Genomic DNA, 22,334 nt, shown 5'->3' with positions numbered 1-22,334 from the left:
GCCGGACGCTCGGAGGGAGTCCTTCGTGTTCGAAGCCGCGAACATCCGTGACTGGATCGGTCTGCCGGTCGTCGACGAGGCCGACGACAAGGTCGGCACGCTCGAGAGCATCTACTACGACACCGCCACGTCCGAGCCGGCGTTCGGTGCCCTGACCACCGGCATGGTCGGGTTCCAGAAGCTCGTCTTCGTCCCGCTGTTCGGCGCCACCGTCGCCCCGAAGCACCTGCGTGTGACGTTCCCGAAGAAGCTCGTCAAGGACGCCCCGTCGATCTCGACCGATGGCGAACTCGACGCCGCGACCGAGCCCGAGCTGTTCCAGCACTACGGGCTGGAGTACCGCACCGGCAGCGGTGGCGAACGCCGGCTCGGACGCCGCTGAGCCCGTCCCGCCCCACCGACCGACCCCACCCGACCGACCGATCCGCCGCACCCGCCCGGAGGCCGCAACTGCTCCGCACCGCCCGTACGACGCTGCTCGCCGCCCTGGCGGCGGTCGCCGTCGTCGGGCTGGTGGTGGCCGGTGTCGCGGCACCGGGGCCGGTGGAACCCGCGTCGGCCGCGCCGATGTGGCCCGTTCCGCAGCCCTACCCGGTGCCGGACGACCCGACCGAATCGCTCGCCGACCTCCCGCCCGGCAGCGAGTACGTCGCCCTCGGCGACTCGTACTCCGCCGGGTACGGGCTGGGCGACCGGACCCGGCTGCCCACGAGCGCGTGCGTGCAGTCGGCCCGTGACTACCCGCACCGGCTCGCGGCGCGGTTCGGCCTCGACCTGACCGACGTCACGTGCGCGGGGGCCACCAGCGAGGACGTCACGACCGGACACCAGTTCACGGGCGTCCCCCCGCAGATCGAGTCGCTGTCGTCGCGCACCCGGCTCGTGACCCTGACGATCGGCGGCAACGACGCGGACCTGTTCGGCACCGCCGCGTCGTGCCTGGCGATCTCGGCCGACGGCCCGGTGTTCTCCGGACGTGACGCGCCGTCGTGCGAGAGCACGCTCGTGCAGGACGGTGAGGACCAGCTCAGCGTGAAGATCCAGTCGCGGGTCGCGCTCGGGATCGCCGACACCCTCGCAGCGGTGCAACGGGCCGCGCCGAACGCCGTCGTCGTGTTCCTCGGGTACCCGGCGATCTTCCCGGACGCCGAGCACACCCCGGCGAAGGGCTGCTTCCGCTCCGCGCTCGACCTCGGCACGCTCGCGGGATCGTTCCCCTCGGACACCTTCCCCTTCACCGACGACGACGTGGCGTACCTGCACGGCGTGCAGGAGGAGCTCGACGCCGTGTCCGCATCCGCCGCCGACGCCGCCGGGGTGCGGTTCGTCGACGTCCTCGAACGCACCGAGGCCCACTCGGCCTGCGCCCCGGCGGACGAGCGCTACGTCGCCGGCGTCAGCCTGACCGGCTCGAGCGACCTGCGACGGATCGACCTCAAGGCCGGCGCCCTGCACCCGAACGGCCGCGGTGTCGCGTACCTCACCGACCAGATGGCCGACGCGATCCGGGAACTCGCCGGCTGACCCGTCCGGACCCCGCGCTGTCCGTGTGCGCCGCCGGTGGGACGACGCACACCGGAGCCGCCGTCTCACGGACGACGTCGTGGAGCAGTGCGCCGGACAGCACCCGCACGTGCCCCCGTCCGAGCACCACGAGCGACGCCCGCCGGGTGCGCGACGCGATGGCGTGCCCCGGATGTCCCTCGACGAGCAGCGGCCGGATCCGCACCGCAGGGAACCGCGCGGTCAGGTCCTCGGTGACCCGCTGCAGCAGTTCGGCGTTCCGGGCGCGCCACCGCAGGGGATCCTCGGCGAAGTCGGTGAGCCCGGTCCGGGTCAGCACGGGCATCTCCCACGCCCGGAGCAGCGTCAGTCGTCGGTGCAGCCGGACGGCCTCGGCCACGGCGATCGAGACGGCCCGTTCGTCGATGGGATCCTCGACGGCCAGCACCACGTCGCCGTCGATCGGGTGCGGGCCCTCGGGGACGATCACGGTCGGCACGGCCGCGCGGACCGCGACCCGCGCCGGGTCGCCGCCGGCGGTCGAACCCCGTCGGCTCCGGAAGGTCCCGATCACCAGGAGGTCACCGCCGTCGGACTCCTCGACCAGGGCGGTGGCGAACGGTCCGGCGTGCCGGTGCACCTCGACGGTGACTCCGGGCAGGGCGGCACGAGCGGCCTCGGCCAGGCGGTCGGCGACCGGTCGGGGGCCCTCGATCGCCGGGTCGGCACCGATGATCCGGATCCGCTCGATCCCGCTGTCCGCGCGGGCGGCGATCCACCGCAGCGCCTCGTCGTGCGGCATCGCGGCGTCCGCGGCCAGCGTCACCGTCGTCCATCGTTCGTCCATCCCGATCGGCCTCCTCCATCGCAGGTCCTCCGGGGGCGTCACACGGCGCTCCGTGCGCCACACGGTACTCCCGGCGCGGACGTGGGGAACCGGCGGTGGAACCGGGCACGTCGGGTGGTGCGCGGCGCGTGTGTGGTGATCCGGGCCTCCCGGCCGGGTCTGCGTAGTCTCGGGACGTGGTCGTGAGCGCCGGACTGTTGCTGCACCGGACCGGTCCGTCCGGGCCCGAGGTCTTCCTCGCGCACATGGGCGGACCGTTCTGGCGGAACCGGCCGCGTGCCTGGTCGATCCCGAAGGGCCTGGTCGAGGCGGGCGAGGAGCCGCTCGGCACCGCACTGCGCGAGTTCGCGGAGGAGATCGGCGTGTCCGTCCCGGTGACCGCCGCCGACCTGACCGACCTGGGGGAGTTCCGGCAGGCGTCGGGCAAGCGGGTGCGGGTCTTCGCCGCACCGGCGTCGGGGTTCTCGGTCGACACCGTGCGCAGCAACACCGTGCGGCTCGAGCTGCCGCGCGGGTCGGGACGCTTCGTGGAGGTACCCGAGGTGGACGACGCACGGTGGGTCGGCCTCGACGAGGCGCGGGAGCTGGTGGTCGCCGGGCAGGTCGCGGCGCTCGACGCCCTGGTGGCGCTGGGTTGGGGTGCTGGCGGTTCCTGACGCGCCGCTCGGTTTGGTCGAGGGGTCACGAACTGTCGTCCGGCGGCCCTCCAGCCGACACTTCTCGGCCACCCGGCGACCGGCACGCGGCAGGTCGTGACCACTCGGCGGGACCTTCTTGCTCGTGTCGTGCCCCGGACACGAGCCGCGCCCGCTGGATAGCCTGAGGGGGTGTCGGGTTCTCCGGCACCACAGCAGGGGAGTACGCATGCGGCGCTGGCGCGCGGTCACGGCTGGGCTGACGGCCCTCGCACTCGGAGCAGGACTCGCGATCGGCGGCGCGACCAGCGCGTCGGCGGAGCCGGTCGGCAACTGGGGGACCTTCACCCTCAGCGGAGCGAGCCGGGCCTACACCGGCACGATGACGCTCGCCGGGTTCCCCGAGACGACCTTCACGTCGGACTCCCGGCAGTCGACCGTCGTCAGCGGGGCATCGACCTGGCAGTCGGCGTCGACCCCGTCGGGCGCGGTCTACGGGACGAGCCGCGGCCAGACCTACATGAACCAGCGGCCGAACGTCGACTCGCCCACGACCGGCGCCTCGACGACCACCTACACGTTCGCCGAGCCGACGCCGGGTGCCCAGAGCTGGTCGTTCGTGCTCGGCGACGTCGACGCGGACCGGGCGACCATCTCGGCCACCGTCTCCGGGGGTGGCGCCGCGACCGCGGAGCAGCTCGGCTACGTGAGCTCCTACAACTCGTGCTCGGCCGCCGTCGCCGGAGGGCCGTCGTGCACCGCCGACCCCGACGGCACCACCGGGCAGGACCGGCCCACCTGGGACCCGGCCACCCGGACCTTGACGGGCAACACCGGTGCGGTCGACACCGCCGGTGCCACGGCCTGGTTCACGCCGACCGTGTCGCTCACCAGCCTGACGATCACGTACCAGCAGCGCAGCGGGTTCCCGGTGTACCAGACCTGGTTCGCCAACCGCACCGCCGCGATCACCGGCACGGCGACCCTTGACGGAGCGCCGATCCCCGGGGCGATCGTCCGTGTCACCGCTCCGCGCGGCACCGTCTACACGACGACCACCAACCCCGACGGCACCTACGCGTTCCCGCAGCTGCCGGTCATCGCGAACTACCGCGTCGAGATCACCCCGCCGGACGGCGCCGAGGGTCCTGACCAGCCCACGAGGGTCTCCCTCGCCCAGGCAGGCTCACCGGGCGGCGTGGACCAGCAGGCCGACTTCGCGTTCACGTCGCCGGAGGACACCGTGTCGGTCATCGGCACCGTGGTCGACGAGGACGGCCGACCGGTCTCGAACCTCGAGGTCGTCATCACCGACCCGGACTCCGGGGACGTCCTCGTCGACACCACGACGAACAGCGACGGCGTCTACACCGGCTCGGACCTGCCGGCGGACACCGACCTCGACGTGTCCGTCGCCGACGAGCCGCCCGTGACCATCACGACCGGCGACGGCGACGCGGCACCCGCGGTCCCCGACGAGATCGACGCCCCGGCCGCCGTCGTCGCGACGGTCGCGGGTGTGGTCTCGCTCGACGGTGCACCCGTGCCCGCCGGCGCGGTGGTCGAGCTCGTCGACGGCACCGGCACCGTGGTCGCATCGACGGTGACCGATGCCGACGGTCGCTACGTCTTCGCCACCGCGGCCGGCACGTACACCGTCCGGACCGAACGACCGGAGCCGGGGGCGACCGGGGCGACCTCGAACGCCGGTGTGACGGCCGTCGCTGGCGAGCGTGCTGCGTCCGACCTGCCGTTCGCCTCCGCCGCCCCCGCAGCCGAGGTCACGACCGACCAGCCGGGCACGGTCGTCGACACGAACGGCGAACCCGTTCCCGACGTCGAGGTCGTCGCGACTCCGACCGACCCGCAGTCCGGCGATCCCGTGTCGGTCGTCACGGACGACGACGGTGCGTTCGACCTGACCGGCCTGCAGCCCACGACCGAGTACGTCGTCTCGGTCGACGTCGAGGGGGCCGAGACTGCGACCGTCGTCACCCCGGAGTCCGGGGCTGCGACACCGCTGGCGTTCGTGGTGCGGGCCGCGGCGGGTCCGGCGCCGGCTCCTGCTCCGTCGCCGTCGCCGTCGCCGAGTGGCTCTCCTTCGGCGGCTCCGACCGGCCCCGCTGCCGGCTCGGGCTCGGGCTCCGCGCCGGTCTCGGGCCAGGGCGACGCGGGCGACGGTGGACCGTTGGCGTACACGGGGGCGGACCTCGGGCCGGGGCTCATCGCCGCCGGGGTGCTCGTGCTGCTCGGTGCGGCGCTGCTGACCTACCGCGCGCTGCGCAACCGCCGCCGCACGGACCACCTGCAGGACTGACCGGGCTGCGGGCGCGGTGGCGGCGGTCGCGGTCGCGGTGGCGGTCGCACAACACGCCGCCCGCGTCCGCCGAGAGGTCACGAACCGTCGCCCGACGACCCGCCAGACGACAGTTCGTGCGACCCCGAAGCCCCGCCAACGGCATGTCGTGACCACTCGGCGCCGGGCCGTGGGCCTTCGTCGCGGTCGCACAACACGCCGCCCGCGTCCGCCGAGGGGTCACGAACCGTCGCCCGCCGACCCGTCAGACGACAGTTCGTGCGACCCCGACGCACCGCCAACGGCATGTCGTGACCACTCGGCGGCCGGGCACCGCGCGCGTCCGCCGCAACCGCACAACGCGCCGCCGCGGGGACGCCGAGGGGTCAGAAACCGTCGCCCGCCGACCCACCAGACGACAGTTCGTGCGACCCCGACGCCCCACCAACGGCATGTCGTGACCACTCGGCGAACGCACCCGCGCCCGCGGCCCCCGCACCGCACCGCACCTAGCGCGTCCGCGGCCGCCGCACCGAACCCGTGACGACGCCGATCGACCCCGTGACCGTCTGGATCGCCCGCCCGACGACCGGCACCGACGTGGTGACGACCGCGAGCGACGACGTGATGGCCTCGATGGACGAGGTCGACAGGTGCTCCTGTGCGTGCGAGTGCACCGGGAACCCACGGCGCGCCAGCACGACGACCCCGAGCGCCCCGACCAGCACCGCGGCACCGGCGAACGGCAGGTACTGCAGCCCGACGATCCCGAGCGCCTGCCCGCCGAACGCCGCACCACCGGCGATGCCGATGTTCGACGCGCCGTTGACCAGCGCGCCCGCGATGTCGGGGGAGACGCCTCCCGCGCGGATCGCCGCGGCCATGAAGAGCGTGCCGGTCGTGCCGTTCGCGGCCATCCAGATGCCCGCGACGACCATCGTCCCGATCAGGGAGCCGTGCACGAACGGCATCGTCGCGAAGGCCACGACCATCACGGCGACCGAGGCGATCAGCGTCTGCCGGGGCGCACGGTCGACGAACATGCCGGCGAGCCAGAGCCCGACGACACCGGTGCCACCGAGCACGAGCAGCGCCCCGCTGACCATGCCGGCGTCGAGCCCGGCGTCGATCGCGTACGGCCCGATGTAGGTGTAGACGACGTAGTGCCCGCCGAACAGGAGCATGTCGGCGATCACGACGGACAGCAGTCCGGTGCGCGCCCAGGCCTTCGGCGACCCGATGTGCGGCGACGAGGCACCGCGGACGGCGGGCAGGAACAGCAGGGCGACGACCGCGAGTGCCGCTGCGGCGACACCGACGGAGAACACGGCCTGGCGCCAGCCGATGTGCTGCGCCACCCAGGTCGCGACGGGCACGCCGAGCACGAACCCGAGCGAGCTGCCCGAGTACACGAACGCGATCGCCCGCCCGGCCAGCCGCGGCGGGACGATCCGGGTGGCGTACGCCGAGGCGACCGAGAAGAACAGGGCGTGCGCGATGCCGCCGACGACCCGTCCGGCACAGACCACGGCGAACGACGGCGCGAGCGCGACCATCAGGTTCGACACGGTGTAGCCGACGAGCGTGGCGACGAGCACGGTCTTGCGGGGCAGCTTCGCGGTGAACGCGGTGAGCGGCAGCGCGAGGAGTGCGACGGCCGCGGCGTACACGGTGATGACGATGCCCATGGTGGCCTCGGTCACGCCGAGGTCGGCGCTCATCGTGCCGAGCAGCCCGACGGGCATGAGCTCGGTGGTGATGGCGAAGAACGTGGCCAGTCCGAGCACGGCGATGCCGACGATCGACTGGCTGGTGACGGTGATCGGCCGCGTGTGGGTCGACACGGCCGAGGTGGTGGTGTTGGTGGACACGCTGCTGACCTCCTCCGAGGCACGGGGGAGCGCGCGACGATGCCGATCGTTCTGACGGCGGTGACCGGGAGGGTCTGCGGGGCGCGCTCGCTGGCGGATGTGGATGATGTGGGTACGACTCCACGACGAGTGCGCTCATCCAGTGTTGCACGATGGAACGACTCTCGCGAGGGCATCCAGCAAATACATCGGAGCGCTCCAACGAAACACTCAGGTACTGATCGCCCGCTCAGTACTCGTTCGTCACCCGGCCCTGGACCCCGCCGCCGCGCAGCTCGATCGTCAACGTGCCGCTCCTGGACTGCGCGGACATCGACACCGACCCGTGCAGCGCCGCCTGCCGCGGGAAGCACGCCGTCGACGACTCGATGCGGTCCGCCGTCGCCACCAGGCAGATCGTCGACCGGTCGGTCCCGATGCCGGCCCAGACGTTCCAGGGCGTCTCGGCGGTCCCGCCGTCGAGCGCCCGGTTCGTGAAGACCAGTCGCGTCGTGTGCAGACTCACCGGCGCAGCGACCGGCCCCGGCAGCTGGTCGGCGTACGTCTGCGGGACGTCGAGCAGCTGTTCGAGCGTGATCGTCCCCGCTGTCGGCGTGACGCTCGGCGCTGCGACGACGTCCGGTCGCGCGGTCCCGACGAGTGTCCCGGCGGCGAACGCGACGCCCACCGCCGCGGCCGCGCCGCCCGCGATCCAGGCGCGTGGCCGCTCCGTCCACAACCACCGCCGCCACCGGGTCCGTCCGGTCGGCTCGGCCTGGAGGCCCGGCTCGTCCCCGCCGCCGCCCCGCGCGTCGTCGACGTGGTCGCCCCCACCGCCGTCGGTCGCCTCCGCCACGTCGGCGCCGGCAGGCACCGCCGCCGCGCTGGCGGGGAAAGACACGGGCACCGCGTCAACGGGCAAGGACACCGGCACGGGCCCTGGACCCGATCGCGTCGCGGACGGGACGGACGTGCGGACCGGATCCGGGCCTCCCGGCAGCGGATCCCGCGCCGTCGCGACCGCACGCGCGCGGGGTCGCCGTCCGCGTTCCAGGTCCTGCAGGGCGATCCGGGCGCGCGCCGCGTCCGCCGGGCTCGATCCTGCTCCCCAGGCGACGGCCTCGAGCCGTGCCCGTTCCGCTGCCACGTCGTCGTGGGCCATGCGCACTCCCGCTCTGCCGGTCGCGTGGACAGGTCCATCGTGGCACCGCACAGCCGTGCGCGCGCACCCAGAACGAGGGAGTAGGCGTGGTGCATGAGCACCGACCCCATGCCGCAGCACGACGCCGACGCCGAGACCCTCGAGCCGCTGAGCCACGACACCCAGTCCGGCGAGGCCGACTACGTCGCGACCAGCCCCGGCGGTGCCGGCACGGAACGCCACGTGCCGACCGCCGACGAGGAGCAGGGCCGCGGCACCGAGTACGACCCGGTCGACCAGGGACCGCAGCAGGAGGGCCAGGGCGGCTAACGGACCACCCGGCGCAGCACGGCGCGTTCGCCGTACGTCCAGGCCGCACTCGTCACGACGTAGAGCGCGGCGGCCAGCGGTGCGATCGCCGCGAACACGACCGTGACGAACGGCACGTACCGACCCACGGCGGCGGTTGCGGCGGCTCCGGGGACGCCCGGTTCCGGTGCCGGCACCGGGTTCCAGTGCGCGTTCGACCGGCGGCTGAGCTCGACGACGACCGCGAGCACCGCCAGCAGGAGCAGCACCACCCAGGCGTGCACCCACAGCGGCGTCGTCAGGGTGACGACGAGCGAGTGGCCGAGCGGGACCCCGACGAGCGTCGCCTCCAGCAGGGCGTTCGTGGTGCCGCCGATCGAGGCGTGCGTGAACAGGGCGTAGACGAGCGACACGACGGGTGCCTGCGCCAGGACGGGCAGGCAGCCGGCCAGCGGCGAGACCTTCTCGTCGGTGTACAGCTGCTGCATCGCCCGCTGCAGGCGCTGGGTGTCGCGGCCGTACCGCTTCCGCAGCGCCGCGAGCTGTGGTGCGAGGCGCCGGCGGTCCCGCTCGGCCCGCACCTGCAGCACGGACAGCGGGACGAGCACCAGGCGGACGGCCAGGGTGAGGAGCACGACGGCGATCGCCGCGGCGAACGAGCCGGCCACGGGGGAGAGCGCCGCGGTGAGGGCGGTGACGAGGTCAGCGCCGCCGTGCAGCAGCGCGCCGATGAGGGGCAGGGTGGACAGGTCCATGACGGTTCCGATCGGTGGTGGGTCAGCGGGGTGCGCGAGCGGCCCGGCCACCGGTCGGTGGTCAGGCCGGGGTCGCGACCCCCGGTGCCCGTGAGCGGACGTGACCGTCGGCGTCGGGGTGGCTCCACCCGATCCGGGTGACCAGGTCGGGCACCGCCGGCCGGTCCGAAACGGATGCCGACCCGATCCCGAGGACGGCCGCCAGCACCGCGACGAGCAGCCGGGCGACGACGACGGTCACGGCGACCGCGGTCAGTCCGAGTGCTGTCACGGCCAGCAGGGGCAGCACCCCGGCGGCCGGGTCGCCGAGCACCAGCGCGGCGGTGGCGCGGAGCAGCAGCAGGACGGCGGTCATGGTCCGTTCAGCGTAACGCCCGCGTGCCGTCGAGGACCGGAAGGTGCGGCGGGGGAGGATCACGGCATGACCGCAGGTTCGCCGAGCACCCCAGCGACCGTCGCGCTCGAGGCGGCCGGGGTCCCGTACACGCCGCACGTGTACGAGCACCACGAGAGCGCCACCAACTTCGGAGAAGAGGCCGCCGCCGCCCTCGGGCTGCGCGAGGAGCAGGTCTTCAAGACACTGGTCGTCTCCGTCGACGGCACCCTCGCCGTCGCGATCGTGCCGGTGGCGAACCGGCTCGACCTCAAGGCGATCGCCGCAGCCGTCGGGGGCAAGAAGGCGACGCTGGCCGATCCCGCCCTCGCCGAGAAGCGCACAGGCTACGTGGTCGGCGGGATCAGCCCGGTCGGCCAGAAGACCCGGCTCCGCACCGTCCTCGACGAGTCGGCGCTGTCGTACGCGAGCATCTTCGTGTCCGGCGGACGTCGCGGCTTCGACGTCGAGGTGGCACCGACCGACCTCGCACGGATCACCGAGGCGGTCGCCGCACCCATCGCGCGGACCTGAGTCGAGTCGCCGCAAGTTTTTTCGGCACCCGGGAATGACCCGGGCCCTCCTGCGTTGCATTGAGTCGACGGCACTCAAGTTCCCCAGGAGGTCCCTTTGCCAGAGACGTTCGGCCCGACCGGTAGCAACGACTCGTTCGACGAGTTCCTCGCCCGCCTGCTCGCGGCACAGCGCACCGGTGACCAGCAGCGCGTCCGTGCGTTCGGTCGACCGGTCGACATCACCCGGCTGCTCAGCCGCCGGACCCACGAGCTGCTCCAGCACACCGCCGAGTACGCGGTCGCGCAGGGGCAGCGCGAGATCGACGCACTGCACATCCTGCACGTGCTCGTCCGCACCGAACCGTTCGACGCCGTCGTGCGTTCCGCCGGGGTCGATCCCCAGCGACTCGCCGAGGAGATCGAGCAGCGCCTGCCGATGGCGCACGAGCCGCTGGCCGAGCAGACCGGCCGCCCGGCACTGACCGGCACCGCCCAGCGCATCCTCGTCGAGGCGACGCAGGCCGCGCGGGGCTTCGGCAGCACCTACACCGACCCCGAGCACGTCTTCTTCGCGCTCGTGATGGACCAGGAGACCGTGACCGGCCAGCTGCTCGCCAACGCCGGGATCACCCCGCAGGTCATGCAGGACTACGCCCAGCAGGCCGCGGCAGCAGCACGAGAGGGGCGCCCCATGCCCGGAACGAACGACGCCGTCGGCACCGACCAGGCCACCGACAGCGACACCCCGACGCTCGACCAGTTCGGCACCGACCTCACCGAGCGCGCCCGTGACGGACACGTCGACCCGGTGATCGGCCGCGCCGACGAGATCGAGCAGACCGTCGAGATCCTGCTCCGTCGCACCAAGAACAACCCGGTGCTGATCGGTGAGCCCGGCGTCGGCAAGACCGCGATCGTCGAGGGCCTCGCCCAGCGCATCGTTGACGGTGACGTCCCCGCCCTGCTGCAGGGCAAGCGGGTCGTCGCGCTCGACCTGCCCGGCATGCTCTCCGGCACCCGCTACCGCGGCGACTTCGAGGAGCGCCTCACCAAGGCGATGGACGAGATCGCGGCGCACGCCGACGAGCTCATCGTCTTCGTCGACGAGCTCCACACCGTCGTCGGCGCCGGTGGCGGCGGCGAGGGCGGCTCGATGGACGCCGGCAACATCCTCAAGCCCCGGCTCGCCCGCGGCGACCTGCACCTGGTCGGCGCGACGACGCTCAACGAGTACCGCCGGATCGAGAAGGACGCCGCGCTCGAGCGCCGGTTCCAGCCCGTCACGGTGGGGGAGCCGAACGTCGAGGACGCCGTCGCGATCCTGACCGGCCTCGCCCCGCGCTACGAGGAGCACCACGGCGTCGCCTACACGCCCGAGGCACTCCGCGCCGCCGTCGAGCTCTCGCACCGCTACGTGACCGACCGGCACCTGCCGGACAAGGCCATCGACCTCATCGACCAGGCCGGTGCACGCCGCCGCCTCGCCCTGTCGGGCGACGTCGACGTCGAGGCACTGCGTGCCCAGGTCGCCGACCTGACGGCCCGCAAGGACCGCGCGGTCGCCGAGGAGCACTACGAGGAAGCGTCCGACCTGCGCGACGAGATCGTCGGACTGGAGGCCCGGATCACCGCCGCCTCGTCGGCGGACGCCAGCCGCGCCTCCCGTCCGGAATCCGCGGACACGTCGATCACGGAGGCCGACATCGCCGCCGTGGTGTCCCGCGCCACCGGGATCCCGGTGACCCGCCTCGGCTCGGCCGACAAGACGCGGCTCGCCGCGCTCGAGTCCGAGCTGCACGACCGCGTCGTCGGCCAGGACGACGCCGTGCGGGCGATCGCGAAGGCGGTGCGGCGCAGCCGGACCGGCATGGGCGACCCGCGTCGTCCGGTGGGCAGTTTCCTGTTCCTCGGCCCGACGGGGGTCGGCAAGACCGAACTCGCGAAGGCCCTGGCGTCGTCGCTGTTCGGTGACGAGTCCGCCATGCTCCGCTTCGACATGAGCGAGTTCGGCGAACGCCACACCGTGTCCCGCCTGGTCGGTGCCCCTCCCGGGTACGTCGGCTACGACGAGGCCGGCCAGCTCACCGAGCGTGTCCGTCGCAACCCGTACTCGGTGATCCTGCTCGACGAGGTCGAGAAGGCCCACCCGGACGTCTTCAACCTGCTGCTGCAGGTCCTCGACGACGGCCGACTCACCGACGGGCAGGGGCGGACCGTCGACTTCCGGAACACGGTCGTCATCATGACGTCGAACATCGGCTCGGAGTTCCTGGCCTCCCGCTCGGGAGCGCTCGGGTTCTCCCCGGTCGGTGCCACCGAAGGCTACGCGGAAGACGACCTGCGGGCCCGCGTGATGGGCAAGCTGCGCGGGGCGATGCGGCCCGAGTTCATCAACCGCATCGACGAGATCGTGCTGTTCCGCAAGCTCGACCGGTCCCAGATCGCGTCGATCGTGTCGCTGCTGCTGCAGGACACGGCGCTCCGGCTGGTCGCACAGGACATGCTCCTGTCGGTGTCCGACGCCGCGGTCGACTGGCTCGCCGAGCACGGGTACGAGCCCGAGTATGGCGCCCGCCCGCTCCGTCGGCTCATCCAGCGCGAGGTCGACGACCGCATCGCGACCCTGGTGGTCGAGGGCGGGGTCACCGCGGGTGACACCGTGCGGATCGACGTCGAGGGCGATGCCCTGACTGCGAGCGTCGCGGAGCACGCGGCGGTCTAGTCCGGTCGCACGCACACGAAGGCCCGGTACCGATTCGGTACCGGGCCTTCGGCGTGCGCGGACCGCCGCGGTGTTGCGCTGCGCGCCGCCGCCGCGCGCCGTGCGTGCTCCGTCACACCGTGCGAGGTTGCCCGCACCGTGCGCGCCTGCGATCCCGCACCGTGCGCGCGGGCTGTCACCGGTCCGCGGACGACGCACGGTGCAGCCGGGAGGCCCTGCTCCGGTGCTCGACGGGAACTCGGCACGCAGCCTGCTCGTCGACACGAGAACACGAACCTCGCACCGTGATCAGCCTGTTCAGGAATGCAATTCCGGATGTTTTCCGGAAAAGGGGTTGCGCTCCGATTTGCGGTGCCGATAGTGTTCACTCGTCGCGAACGGTCGAACATTCGACCCGGACGACTCCGCCAGCTCGAGACCGAAAGGGGGCCGACCATGATGATCTCCGCAACCACTCCGTTCCGTGGAATCCGTGGACGCGTCGGTACCCCGTTCCGCGTCCGCTGACCCGGGGCGTCCCACTCTCCTGACACCTGTGCCTCCGGGCACCGTGCGCTGAGCCGATCAGGCTCGCGCAGCACCGGTTCGTTCGTCTGCTGAACGGCTCGTCGACTCGTCGATGCGCGCCGTCCGATCTGCGCGGACGACGCCGGAAGAATGTCGGTGGACAGTGCGACGCTCTCGGTGTCGACGAGCATTCCGCGATCGTTGTCCGAACATTTCCGGACCATCCCGGAGTGCATTCTCGCGCATTCATTTCCTGCTGCCCGCAACCCGGGCGGATTCGTCCTGCCCGACACCCGGGCAGCTCTGCCGTGCCCTGAAGGGGAACACCGTGTCCACGAAGACCACCACCCGTCCACCCGATACCCGCGCGGTGCGCCGTCGGGTCTCACTCGCCGACCGCATCGCACTCCGAGTCGGGATGTCGCTCATCATCTGGAGCCGACGCACCCGCAAGGAGCGGCCCGAGGTCGACCTCGCCACGCTGGCCCGCATGGAGCGCGAACGCCAGCAGCGCGAGGCCGACTGGATCACCCAGGGCGCCGCCATGCGGATGTGGCGCTGACCCGCGGCGCTGCGGCGCCGCGCTGTCGTCGGCGTCACGCACGCACGGTGCGTCATCCCGGAGCCCGTGCGGCCGGAACGGCTCGGTGCGAGGAAACAGCCTCGCACCGAGCCACCTTCGGCGAACCGTCCGGCGGAACCCGCACCGTGCCGCGAACGGTCGGCCCCGCACGAGGCGACCAGCCTCGCACCGTGCGCCGACGGGTCGGACGCACCCCGGGCCTCCCGTACCGTTGGCGGGTGACCGAAACCGCAGCTGCACTCGTCGAACGCCTCACCGCCCTCGTGCCGGACTTCCCGAAGCCGGGGGTGCTCTTCCGTGACGTGACGCCGGTGTTCTCGGACGCCGTCGCGTTCGGCCGCGTGTGCGAAGCACTCGCGGCACCGTTCGCGGTCGGAGCCGGGTTCGACGCCGTCGCCGGCATCGAGGCCCGCGGCTTCGCACTGGCCGGGGGCATCGCCGCCCAGCACCAGGTCGGCGTGCTCACCGTGCGCAAGGCGGGGAAGCTCCCCGGCGAGGTCCTCAGCGAGCAGTACGCGCTGGAGTACGGCGAGGCCGAACTCGAACTGCGTCCCGGTCAGTTGCCGGCCGGCACCCGGGTGCTCGTCGTCGACGACGTCCTGGCCACCGGCGGGACCGGCGCTGCGACCATCACGCTGCTCGAACGTGCCGGGTACCAGGCCATCGGGTTCGCCGCCCTGCTCGAGCTCGACGGCCTGAACGGGCGCGAGCGTCTCGAGCCGCGGCTGCCCGTCGCGACGCTCGGCGCCGTCCCGGCCTGAGCGCGGGCAACCGCGCGGTCGGGGCGGCATCCGTTCTCTCCACAGGCGCGTCCCCGGCGTCCGCACGCGAGCACGTCTCGCACTAGTCTTGACGCACCATTTCGATCGAGGAGTCCCATCATCGTGACCGAGTCAGTCGCACCCGCGCCCGCCGAGCTTCCCCAGGCACCCGAGCCCCGGACCGCGACGACGACCACGACCGGCACCGAGCTCTTCGACGGTGAGCGCGGCGTCGTCGCGATCCGCGTCGACGGTGCCCTGAAGGACCTCGCGGCGGACGTGCAGGCCGGCGAGACCGCCGAGGCCGTCACCCTGCAGGAGCAGGACGGGCTCGACATCCTCCGCCACTCGGCCGCCCACGTGCTGGCGCAGGCCGTGCAGCAGATCAACCCGGACGCCAAGCTCGGGATCGGGCCGCCCGTCACCGATGGCTTCTACTACGACTTCGACGTCGCCGAGCCCTTCACCCCCGAAGACCTCAAGGCGATCGAGAAGGGCATGGACCGCATCGTCAAGCAGGCCCAGCGCTTCCGTCGCGTGGTCGTCACCGACGAGCAGGCACGCGAGCTGATGGCGGGGGAGCCCTACAAGCAGGAGCTCATCGGCCTCAAGGGTGCGGCGTCCGACGGTGACTCCGGCGAGAGCGTCGAGGTCGGTGCCGGCGAGCTCACCGTGTACGAGAACGTCGACCCGAAGTCGGGCGAGGTGCTCTGGCAGGACCTCTGCCGCGGCCCGCACGTCCCGCACACCCGCTGGATCGGCAACGCCGCCAAGCTCATGCGCGTCGCCGCCGCGTACTGGCGCGGCTCGGAGAAGAACCCGCAGCTGCAGCGCATCTACGGCACCGCCTGGCCCGACAAGGACCAGCTCAAGGCGTACCTGGTGCGCCTCGAAGAAGCCGCCAAGCGCGACCACCGCAAGCTCGGCGCCGAACTCGACCTGTTCTCGTTCCCCGACGAGATCGGTTCCGGCCTGGCGATCTTCCACCCGAAGGGCGGCATCATCCGCCGCGAGATGGAGGACTACTCGCGCCGTCGGCACGAGGAGAACGGCTACTCGTTCGTCTACACGCCCCACATCACCAAGGGCGACCTGTTCGAGACCTCCGGGCACCTCGGCTGGTACAAGGACGGCATGTTCCCGGCCATGCACATGGACGAGGCGAAGGACGAGGACGGCAACGTCACCCGGCAGGGCGCCGACTACTACCTCAAGCCGATGAACTGCCCGATGCACATCCTGGCGTACCGGTCGCAGCCCCGCTCCTACCGCGACCTGCCGCTCCGGATGTTCGAGTTCGGCACGGTGTACCGCAACGAGAAGTCCGGCGTCATCCACGGCCTCACCCGCGTGCGCGGCCTGACCCAGGACGACGCGCACATCTTCACCACGCAGGAGAAGATGAAGGAGGAGCTGACCACGACCCTCGCGTTCGTGCTCTCACTCCTGCGCGACTACGGGCTCGACGACTTCTACCTCGAGCTGTCGACGAAGGACCCGGAGAAGTACGTCGGCGACGACGAGGTCTGGGACGTGGCGACGGAGACCCTGCGCCAGGTCGCCGAGGAGTCCGGTCTCGAGCTCGTGCCGGACCCGGCCGGCGCCGCGTTCTACGGCCCGAAGATCTCCGTGCAGGCCCGCGACGCCATCGGCCGCACCTGGCAGATGTCGACCGTGCAGCTCGACTTCAACCTGCCCGAGCGCTTCGGCATCGACTACACCGCCGCCGACGGCTCGCGCCAGCGTCCGGTGATGATCCACCGCGCGCTGTTCGGCTCGATCGAGCGCTTCTTCGGTGTCCTCACCGAGCACTACGCGGGCGCGTTCCCGGCGTGGCTGTCGCCCGTCCAGGTCGTCGGCATCCCGGTCGCGGCCGAGTACGGCGACTACCTCGACGAGGTCATCGCGAAGCTCCGCGCCCACGGCGTCCGCGCCGACGTCGACCACTCGGACGACCGCATGCAGAAGAAGATCCGCACGCACACCAAGGCGAAGGTGCCGTTCCAGCTCATCGCCGGTGGCGACGACCGCGATGCCGGCGCCGTCAGCTTCCGCTTCCGCGACGGCCGCCAGGACAACGCGGTGCCCGTCGACGAGGCCGTGGACCGCATCCTCACCGCGATCCGCGAGCGCACGCAGGTCTGATGGCGCAGTCGGGAGGCCCGGAGCAGGCCGGTGGGACCGGTCACGTCGACGACGTGGCCGGCCCCGCCGCCGCCGCGCCCTCCGAAGGCGCGGACACCGATCCGCTGGTGATCCGCGACGCGGCCACCGGCGCAGCCGTCCCGGACGCGTTCCAGCGGCTCTGGAACCCGCACCGGATGGCCTACATCGACGCCGGCCGCGAAGGTCGGGGACGCGGGCACGACGACGACTGCCCGTTCTGCGAAGCCCCGCGGAAGTCCGACGAGGACGCCCTGATCGTGGCCCGGGGCGAGCACGCCTACGTGCTGCTCAACCTGTTCCCGTACAACAACGGGCACCTGCTCGTCTGCCCGTACCGCCACGTCCCGCTCTACGACGAGGCCACGCCGGACGAACTGCGCGAGATCGGCGAGCTGACCCAGACCGCGATGCGGGTGCTGCGCGAGGTCTCGCACTGCGACGGCTTCAACATCGGCATGAACCAGGGCGAGGTCGCCGGTGCCGGCGTGGCCGCACACCTGCACCAGCACATCGTCCCGCGGTGGCAGTCGGACGCGAACTTCTTCCCGATCATCGCCCGGACCAAGTCCATGTCGCAGTTGCTCGGCGAGACCCGTCGACTCGTCGCCGACGGGTGGCCCCGGGCGCACTAGACTGGTCGGCATCATGAGCGACAGCACCAGCACCTCCGGCACCCCTGGCACCTCGATCACCGGCTCCGACCGCGTCAAGCGCGGACTCGCCGAGATGCTCAAGGGCGGCGTGATCATGGACGTCGTCGACGCCGAGCAGGCCCGCATCGCGGAAGAAGCCGGTGCGACCGCCGTCATGGCCCTCGAGCGCGTCCCCGCCGACATCCGCGCGCAGGGCGGCGTCGCACGCATGTCCGACCCCTCGATGATCGAGGAGATCATCGCCGCGGTGTCGATCCCCGTCATGGCGAAGGCCCGGATCGGCCACTTCGTCGAGGCGCAGGTGCTGCAGGAGCTCGGTGTCGACTACATCGACGAGTCCGAGGTGCTGTCGCCGGCCGACTACCTCAACCACATCGACAAGTGGAAGTTCACCACCCCGTTCGTCTGCGGTGCCACCAACCTGGGCGAGGCGCTCCGTCGCATCACCGAGGGCGCGGCCATGATCCGTTCCAAGGGCGAGGCCGGCACGGGCGACGTGTCCGAGGCCACCAAGCACATCCGCACCATCACCAAGGAGATCGCGGCGCTCCGCAACCTGCGTGACGACGAGCTCTACGTCGCCGCCAAGGAGCTCCAGGCCCCCATCGACGTCGTGCAGGAAGTCGCCCGCACCGGCAAGCTCCCCGTCGTCCTCTTCACCGCCGGTGGTGTCGCCACCCCGGCCGACGCCGCGATGATGATGCAGCTCGGCGCCGACGGTGTCTTCGTCGGTTCCGGCATCTTCAAGTCGGGCGACCCGGCAGCGCGTGCCGCCGCGATCGTCAAGGCGACGACCTTCCACGACGACCCCAAGGTCATCGCCGAGGTCTCCCGTGGTCTGGGCGAGGCGATGGTCGGCATCAACGTCGCCGACGTCCCCGCACCGCACCGCCTCGCCGAGCGTGGCTGGTAGTCCGACGAGCGCCGCTCGGCCCCGCATCGGGGTCCTGGCGCTGCAGGGTGACTTCCGCGAGCACATCGCCTCGCTGACCGAACTCGGCGCGGACGTGGTGCCGCTCCGTCGCCCCGAGGAGATCGAGACCCTCGACGGCGTCGTGATCCCCGGGGGCGAGTCGAGCGTGATGGACAAGCTGTCCCGCGCGTTCGGCGTCGCCGAGCCCCTCGCCGACGCGATCCGCGGCGGCCTGCCCACCTACGGCACCTGCGCCGGCATGATCATGCTGTCGTCGCGGATCACCGACGGCATCAGCGGCCAGCAGACCCTCGACGTGCTCGACACCACCGTGCGCCGCAACGCGTTCGGTGCGCAGAACGACTCGTTCGAGATCGACATCCCGATGCCCGACCTCGGCGAGGCCCCGGTGCACGCGGTGTTCATCCGGGCCCCCGTGGTGGAGCAGCGCGGTGACGACGTCCACGTCCTCGGCGCACTGCCCGACGGCCAGGTCGTGGCCGTGCAGCAGGGCAACGTCATCGCGAGTGCGTTCCACCCCGAGGTCGCCGGCGAGGACCGCTTCCACCGCCGCTTCCTCGACCTGGTGCGCAGCGCCTGAGGAGTGACCGTCCACCCGCCGCACCGACGGGACGGAAGCCGCGCCGCGCCTCCAGGCCGGTGTTCGGCCCACAGGGCCGCTAAACTGAGCGGGACTTTCCGCAAGACGCAAGGAGAACCGTGTCCGGGCATTCCAAGTGGGCAACGACCAAGCACAAGAAGGCGGTCATCGACCAGCGCCGTGCCAAGTCGTTCGCCAAGCTGATCAAGAACATCGAGGTCGCCGCGAAGATGGGCGGTGCCGACATGTCCGGCAACCCGACCCTGGTCGACGCCGTGCAGAAGGCGAAGAAGACCTCGGTCCCCAACGACAACATCGACCGCGCCGTCAAGCGCGGTGCGGGTCTCACGGGCGAGACCATCGAGTACACGACGATCATGTACGAGGGCTACGGCCCCAACGGCGTCGCGATGCTCATCGAGTGCCTCACGGACAACAAGAACCGTGCCGCGGCCGAGGTCCGGACGGCGATGTCGCGCAACGGCGGCACCATGGCTGACCCGGGCAGCGTCGCCTACAACTTCTCGCGCAAGGGCGTCATCTCGGTCACGAAGACCGACGGCCTCGACGAGGACACCGTGATGACCGCGGTGCTGGACGCCGGTGTCGAGGACGTCATCGACCAGGGCGGCGGCTTCGAGATCATCACCGAGGCGAGCGACCTGGTCGCCGCCCGCACCGCTCTGCAGGACGCCGGCATCGACTACGACTCCGCCGACGCCGAGTTCGTGCCCGGCCTCAAGGTCCCGGTCGACGCCGAGACCGCCCGCAAGGTGTTCCGCCTGATCGACGCGCTCGAGGACTCCGACGACGTGCAGAACGTCTACTCGAACTTCGACATCCCCGCGGACGTCCAGGCCGAGCTCGACGAGGACGAGGGCGAGTAACCGTGCTCCGTGTGCTCGGGGTGGACCCCGGGCTCACCCGGTGCGGCGTCGGCGTCGTCGAGGTCGCACCGAACCGGCGCGCACGGCTCGTCCACGTGACGGTCGTGCGCACCCCGCCGGACATGCCGCTCGAACAGCGGCTGCTCCGCATCGCCGACGGCATCGCCGCCGAGATCGACGAGCACCGCCCGGATGCGGTCGCCGTCGAGCGGGTGTTCGCGCAGGCGAACGTCCGCACCGTGATGGGGACCGCGCAGGCGGCCGGCCTGGCGCTGCACGCCGCGGCCGCCCGCGGCCTGCCCGTCGGCCTGCACACCCCATCCGAGGTCAAGGCCGCCGTCACCGGCTACGGCAACGCCGACAAGCGTCAGGTGCAGACCATGATCGCGCGCGTGCTCGGTCTCGACGAGGCCCCGAAGCCGGCCGACGCCGCCGACGCGCTCGCGTTGGCCGTGTGCCATGCCTGGAGGCTCGGATCACCCGACGCCGCCGGCTCGCGTGCCACGAACCTCACCCCGGCACAGCGTGCCTGGCGGGACGCCCAGGGCGGCACCGTCGACTCGCCGCTGGCCCGCGCGGCCGCCGCCGCGGCCCGCCCGCAGCGTGGCAGGTCGGCGTCGTCGGTGGGCGGCCCTAGGCTCGGAGCATGATCGCGAGTCTCCGGGGCACCTGCATCGACATCGCCGGTTCGGCCGTGGTGATCGAGGTCGGGGGAGTCGGGTACGCCGTCACCGTGACCCCCGCACACGCGCTGACGATGCGCCACGGTTCCGAGGTGTTCGTGCGGACCGCCATGATCGTGCGCGAGGACGAGCACCTGCTCTTCGGGTTCGAGTCGACCGACGCCCTGCAGGTGTTCGACCTGCTCCGCGGGGTCTCCGGCGTCGGCCCGAAGTCCGCGATGGGCGTCCTGGCCCACATGGACCCGGCGCAGATCGCGAACGCCGTCGCGAACGAGGACGACGGTGCCTTCCGCAAGGTCTCCGGCATCGGCCCGAAGACCGCCAAACTCATCATCGTCGCGCTCTCCGGCAAGCTCGTGGCCTTCGAGCAGGCAGCCGTGGTCGCGGCAGCACGGGGGACCGCAGTGCACCCCGCCGCGGTCGACGTCGTCTCGGCGCTCATCGGCCTCGGCTGGCGCGAGGACGCGGCACAGTCCGCGGTCGACGACGCCGTCGCCAACGAGCCCGGTGCCGCCGCGATGGGCACCCAGGCCCTGCTCCGCGCCGCCCTCGGCGCCCTGCGACCCGCGGCAGCCGGCCGGTGAGCGGCATCACGTCCGCCGGCGCCGAGTCGCAGGAGGAACTCGCGTTCGAAGGTGCGCTCCGTCCGCGCTCGCTCGACGAGTTCGTCGGGCAGCGCAAGGTCCGCGGGCAGCTCGACCTGCTCCTCAAGGCCGCGGGCATGCAGGAGCGCACGCCCGACCACATCCTGATGGCGGGTCCTCCCGGCCTCGGCAAGACCACGCTCGCGATGATCGTCGCGCACGAGACCGGGCGACCGCTGCGCATGTCGAGCGGGCCGGCGATCCAGCACGCCGGTGACCTCGCCGCCGTGCTGTCGTCCCTGGTCCCGGGCGAAGTGCTGTTCATCGACGAGATCCACCGCATGGCCCGCTCGGCAGAAGAGATGCTCTACCTGGCGATGGAGGACTTCCGCATCGACGTGATGGTGGGCAAGGGTGCGGGTGCCACGAGCATCCCGCTCGACCTCGCACCGTTCACGCTCGTCGGCGCCACCACCCGGGCCGGCCTGCTGCCGAACCCGCTGCGCGACCGCTTCGGCTTCACCGCCCACCTCGAGTTCTACGAGAAGGACGAGCTCGAGCAGGTCCTGATCCGTGCGGCCCACCTGCTCGAACTCGACATCGACCGGACCGCCCTGCGCGAGATCGCCGGACGCTCCCGCGGCACCCCGCGCATCGCGAACCGCCTGCTCCGCCGGGTGCGCGACTACGCCCTCGTGCACCGCACCACCGACGGCATGGCCGCGGTCCAGGGTGCGCTCGACCTGTACGACGTCGACGAACTCGGGCTCGACCGGCTCGACCGGGCCGTGGTCGAGATCATGCTGACCCGGTTCGACGGGGGCCCGGTCGGTCTGAACACCCTCGCCGTCTCCGTCGGCGAGGAATCCGAGACGATCGAGTCGGTCGTCGAACCGTTCCTCGTCCGGGTCGGTCTCGTGACGCGCACGCCCCGTGGGCGCATCGCCACACCACGTGCGTGGCGGCACCTCGGCCTCACTCCGGGACAGGCCGACGGCGGGCAGCCGGGGCTCTTCGACGACCAGGACACCGACGACTGAACGCCGATCA

The 22,334-nt window shown here is 72.1% G+C and carries 22 protein-coding genes; 17 read left to right on the top strand and 5 right to left on the bottom strand.

What is annotated here, in order from left to right:
* The first annotated feature begins 25 nt into the window (after window positions 1-25).
* Both BIU91_RS01225 and BIU91_RS01220 read left to right on the top strand, forming a co-directional pair.
* Entirely contained in the window at window positions 26-382 is a 357-nt protein-coding gene (locus BIU91_RS01225; RefSeq protein WP_027465587.1) for a PRC-barrel domain-containing protein, read from the top strand.
* Between the two features lie 161 nt (window positions 383-543).
* Window positions 544-1,524: an SGNH/GDSL hydrolase family protein gene (locus BIU91_RS01220; RefSeq protein WP_139196714.1), complete on the top strand. Its 981-nt coding sequence runs from the start codon at window positions 544-546 to the stop codon at window positions 1,522-1,524.
* Here BIU91_RS01220 and BIU91_RS01215 read toward each other — a convergent pair.
* A complete protein-coding gene (locus tag BIU91_RS01215) occupies window positions 1,481-2,350 on the bottom strand; it encodes a universal stress protein (RefSeq protein WP_071403856.1) in 870 nt (289 codons plus the stop codon). The two genes, BIU91_RS01220 and BIU91_RS01215, sit on opposite strands and share 44 nt — an antisense overlap.
* Window positions 2,351-2,526: 176 nt before the next feature.
* On the opposite strand from BIU91_RS01215, the gene BIU91_RS01210 reads away from it, so the two are divergent.
* The gene (locus BIU91_RS01210; RefSeq protein ID WP_071403855.1) at window positions 2,527-3,006 is read left to right on the top strand and encodes an NUDIX domain-containing protein; all 480 of its coding nucleotides are present in this window, start codon (window positions 2,527-2,529) and stop codon (window positions 3,004-3,006) included.
* Between the two features lie 208 nt (window positions 3,007-3,214).
* Window positions 3,215-5,302, top strand: a complete 2,088-nt coding sequence (locus BIU91_RS01205; RefSeq protein WP_071403854.1) for a carboxypeptidase regulatory-like domain-containing protein — start codon at window positions 3,215-3,217, stop codon at window positions 5,300-5,302.
* Between the two features lie 488 nt (window positions 5,303-5,790).
* Here the strand turns inward: BIU91_RS01205 and BIU91_RS01200 are convergent, their stop codons facing one another.
* Both BIU91_RS01200 and BIU91_RS01195 read right to left on the bottom strand, forming a co-directional pair.
* Window positions 5,791-7,152 (bottom strand): MFS transporter, encoded by a 1,362-nt coding sequence (locus tag BIU91_RS01200; protein ID WP_071403853.1) that lies wholly within the window; start codon window positions 7,150-7,152, stop codon window positions 5,791-5,793.
* Between the two features lie 229 nt (window positions 7,153-7,381).
* On the bottom strand, window positions 7,382-8,032 hold the full coding sequence (locus BIU91_RS01195) for a hypothetical protein (protein ID WP_139196713.1): 651 nt from the start codon (window positions 8,030-8,032) through the stop codon (window positions 7,382-7,384).
* A gap of 354 nt (window positions 8,033-8,386) precedes the next feature.
* Here BIU91_RS01195 and BIU91_RS01190 point away from each other — a divergent pair, with 354 nt between their 5' ends.
* Window positions 8,387-8,602, top strand: a complete 216-nt coding sequence (locus BIU91_RS01190; protein WP_027465592.1) for a hypothetical protein — start codon at window positions 8,387-8,389, stop codon at window positions 8,600-8,602.
* Here BIU91_RS01190 and BIU91_RS01185 read toward each other — a convergent pair.
* Together BIU91_RS01185 and BIU91_RS01180 are read right to left on the bottom strand one after the other, a co-directional pair.
* A complete protein-coding gene (locus BIU91_RS01185; protein WP_071403851.1) occupies window positions 8,599-9,336 on the bottom strand; it encodes a membrane protein insertase YidC in 738 nt (245 codons plus the stop codon). The genes BIU91_RS01190 and BIU91_RS01185 overlap by 4 nt on opposite strands.
* A gap of 61 nt (window positions 9,337-9,397) precedes the next feature.
* On the bottom strand, window positions 9,398-9,691 hold the full coding sequence (locus BIU91_RS01180; protein WP_071403850.1) for a hypothetical protein: 294 nt from the start codon (window positions 9,689-9,691) through the stop codon (window positions 9,398-9,400).
* Between the two features lie 66 nt (window positions 9,692-9,757).
* Here BIU91_RS01180 and ybaK point away from each other — a divergent pair, with 66 nt between their 5' ends.
* The 12 genes from ybaK to ruvB all read left to right on the top strand — a co-directional run bounded on the left by ybaK (window position 9,758) and on the right by ruvB (window position 22,324).
* Complete coding sequence (ybaK, locus tag BIU91_RS01175) at window positions 9,758-10,243, top strand: Cys-tRNA(Pro) deacylase (RefSeq protein WP_071244681.1); 486 nt, start codon at window positions 9,758-9,760, stop codon at window positions 10,241-10,243.
* Window positions 10,244-10,339: 96 nt separating this feature from the next.
* Window positions 10,340-12,946, top strand: a complete 2,607-nt coding sequence (locus BIU91_RS01170; RefSeq protein ID WP_071403849.1) for an ATP-dependent Clp protease ATP-binding subunit — start codon at window positions 10,340-10,342, stop codon at window positions 12,944-12,946.
* A gap of 835 nt (window positions 12,947-13,781) precedes the next feature.
* On the top strand, window positions 13,782-14,015 hold the full coding sequence (locus BIU91_RS19265; RefSeq protein WP_138803336.1) for a hypothetical protein: 234 nt from the start codon (window positions 13,782-13,784) through the stop codon (window positions 14,013-14,015).
* Window positions 14,016-14,254: 239 nt separating this feature from the next.
* Complete coding sequence (locus BIU91_RS19260; protein ID WP_017887364.1) at window positions 14,255-14,797, top strand: adenine phosphoribosyltransferase; 543 nt, start codon at window positions 14,255-14,257, stop codon at window positions 14,795-14,797.
* Between the two features lie 240 nt (window positions 14,798-15,037).
* Window positions 15,038-16,942, top strand: coding sequence for a threonine--tRNA ligase (thrS, locus tag BIU91_RS01155; RefSeq protein WP_071404006.1), 1,905 nt, complete (start codon window positions 15,038-15,040; stop codon window positions 16,940-16,942).
* Entirely contained in the window at window positions 16,942-17,595 is a 654-nt protein-coding gene (locus tag BIU91_RS01150) for an HIT domain-containing protein (RefSeq protein ID WP_253183656.1), read from the top strand. The genes thrS and BIU91_RS01150 overlap by 1 nt, the downstream gene beginning before the upstream one ends.
* Window positions 17,596-17,608: 13 nt before the next feature.
* Window positions 17,609-18,529 (top strand): pyridoxal 5'-phosphate synthase lyase subunit PdxS, encoded by a 921-nt coding sequence (pdxS, locus tag BIU91_RS01145; protein ID WP_071403847.1) that lies wholly within the window; start codon window positions 17,609-17,611, stop codon window positions 18,527-18,529.
* The gene (pdxT, locus tag BIU91_RS01140; RefSeq protein WP_071403846.1) at window positions 18,519-19,130 is read left to right on the top strand and encodes a pyridoxal 5'-phosphate synthase glutaminase subunit PdxT; all 612 of its coding nucleotides are present in this window, start codon (window positions 18,519-18,521) and stop codon (window positions 19,128-19,130) included. The genes pdxS and pdxT overlap by 11 nt, the downstream gene beginning before the upstream one ends.
* A 119-nt stretch (window positions 19,131-19,249) precedes the next feature.
* On the top strand, window positions 19,250-20,017 hold the full coding sequence (locus BIU91_RS01135; protein ID WP_017887357.1) for a YebC/PmpR family DNA-binding transcriptional regulator: 768 nt from the start codon (window positions 19,250-19,252) through the stop codon (window positions 20,015-20,017).
* A 2-nt stretch (window positions 20,018-20,019) separates the two neighbouring features.
* Entirely contained in the window at window positions 20,020-20,667 is a 648-nt protein-coding gene (gene ruvC / locus BIU91_RS01130) for a crossover junction endodeoxyribonuclease RuvC (RefSeq protein ID WP_071403845.1), read from the top strand.
* Window positions 20,664-21,284 carry a Holliday junction branch migration protein RuvA gene (ruvA, locus tag BIU91_RS01125; protein WP_071403844.1) on the top strand — a complete coding sequence of 207 codons (621 nt, stop codon included), beginning with the start codon at window positions 20,664-20,666 and terminating at the stop codon, window positions 21,282-21,284. Before ruvC ends, ruvA begins: the two co-directional genes overlap by 4 nt.
* Window positions 21,281-22,324, top strand: coding sequence for a Holliday junction branch migration DNA helicase RuvB (gene ruvB, locus BIU91_RS01120; protein WP_071403843.1), 1,044 nt, complete (start codon window positions 21,281-21,283; stop codon window positions 22,322-22,324). The genes ruvA and ruvB overlap by 4 nt, the downstream gene beginning before the upstream one ends.
* The last annotated feature ends 10 nt before the right edge of the window (window positions 22,325-22,334 follow it).

The sequence above is a fragment of the Curtobacterium sp. MMLR14_002 genome (assembly GCF_001864975.1).
Lineage (GTDB): Bacteria > Actinomycetota > Actinomycetes > Actinomycetales > Microbacteriaceae > Curtobacterium > Curtobacterium flaccumfaciens.
This window is presented reverse-complemented; position numbering and strand designations above follow the sequence as displayed.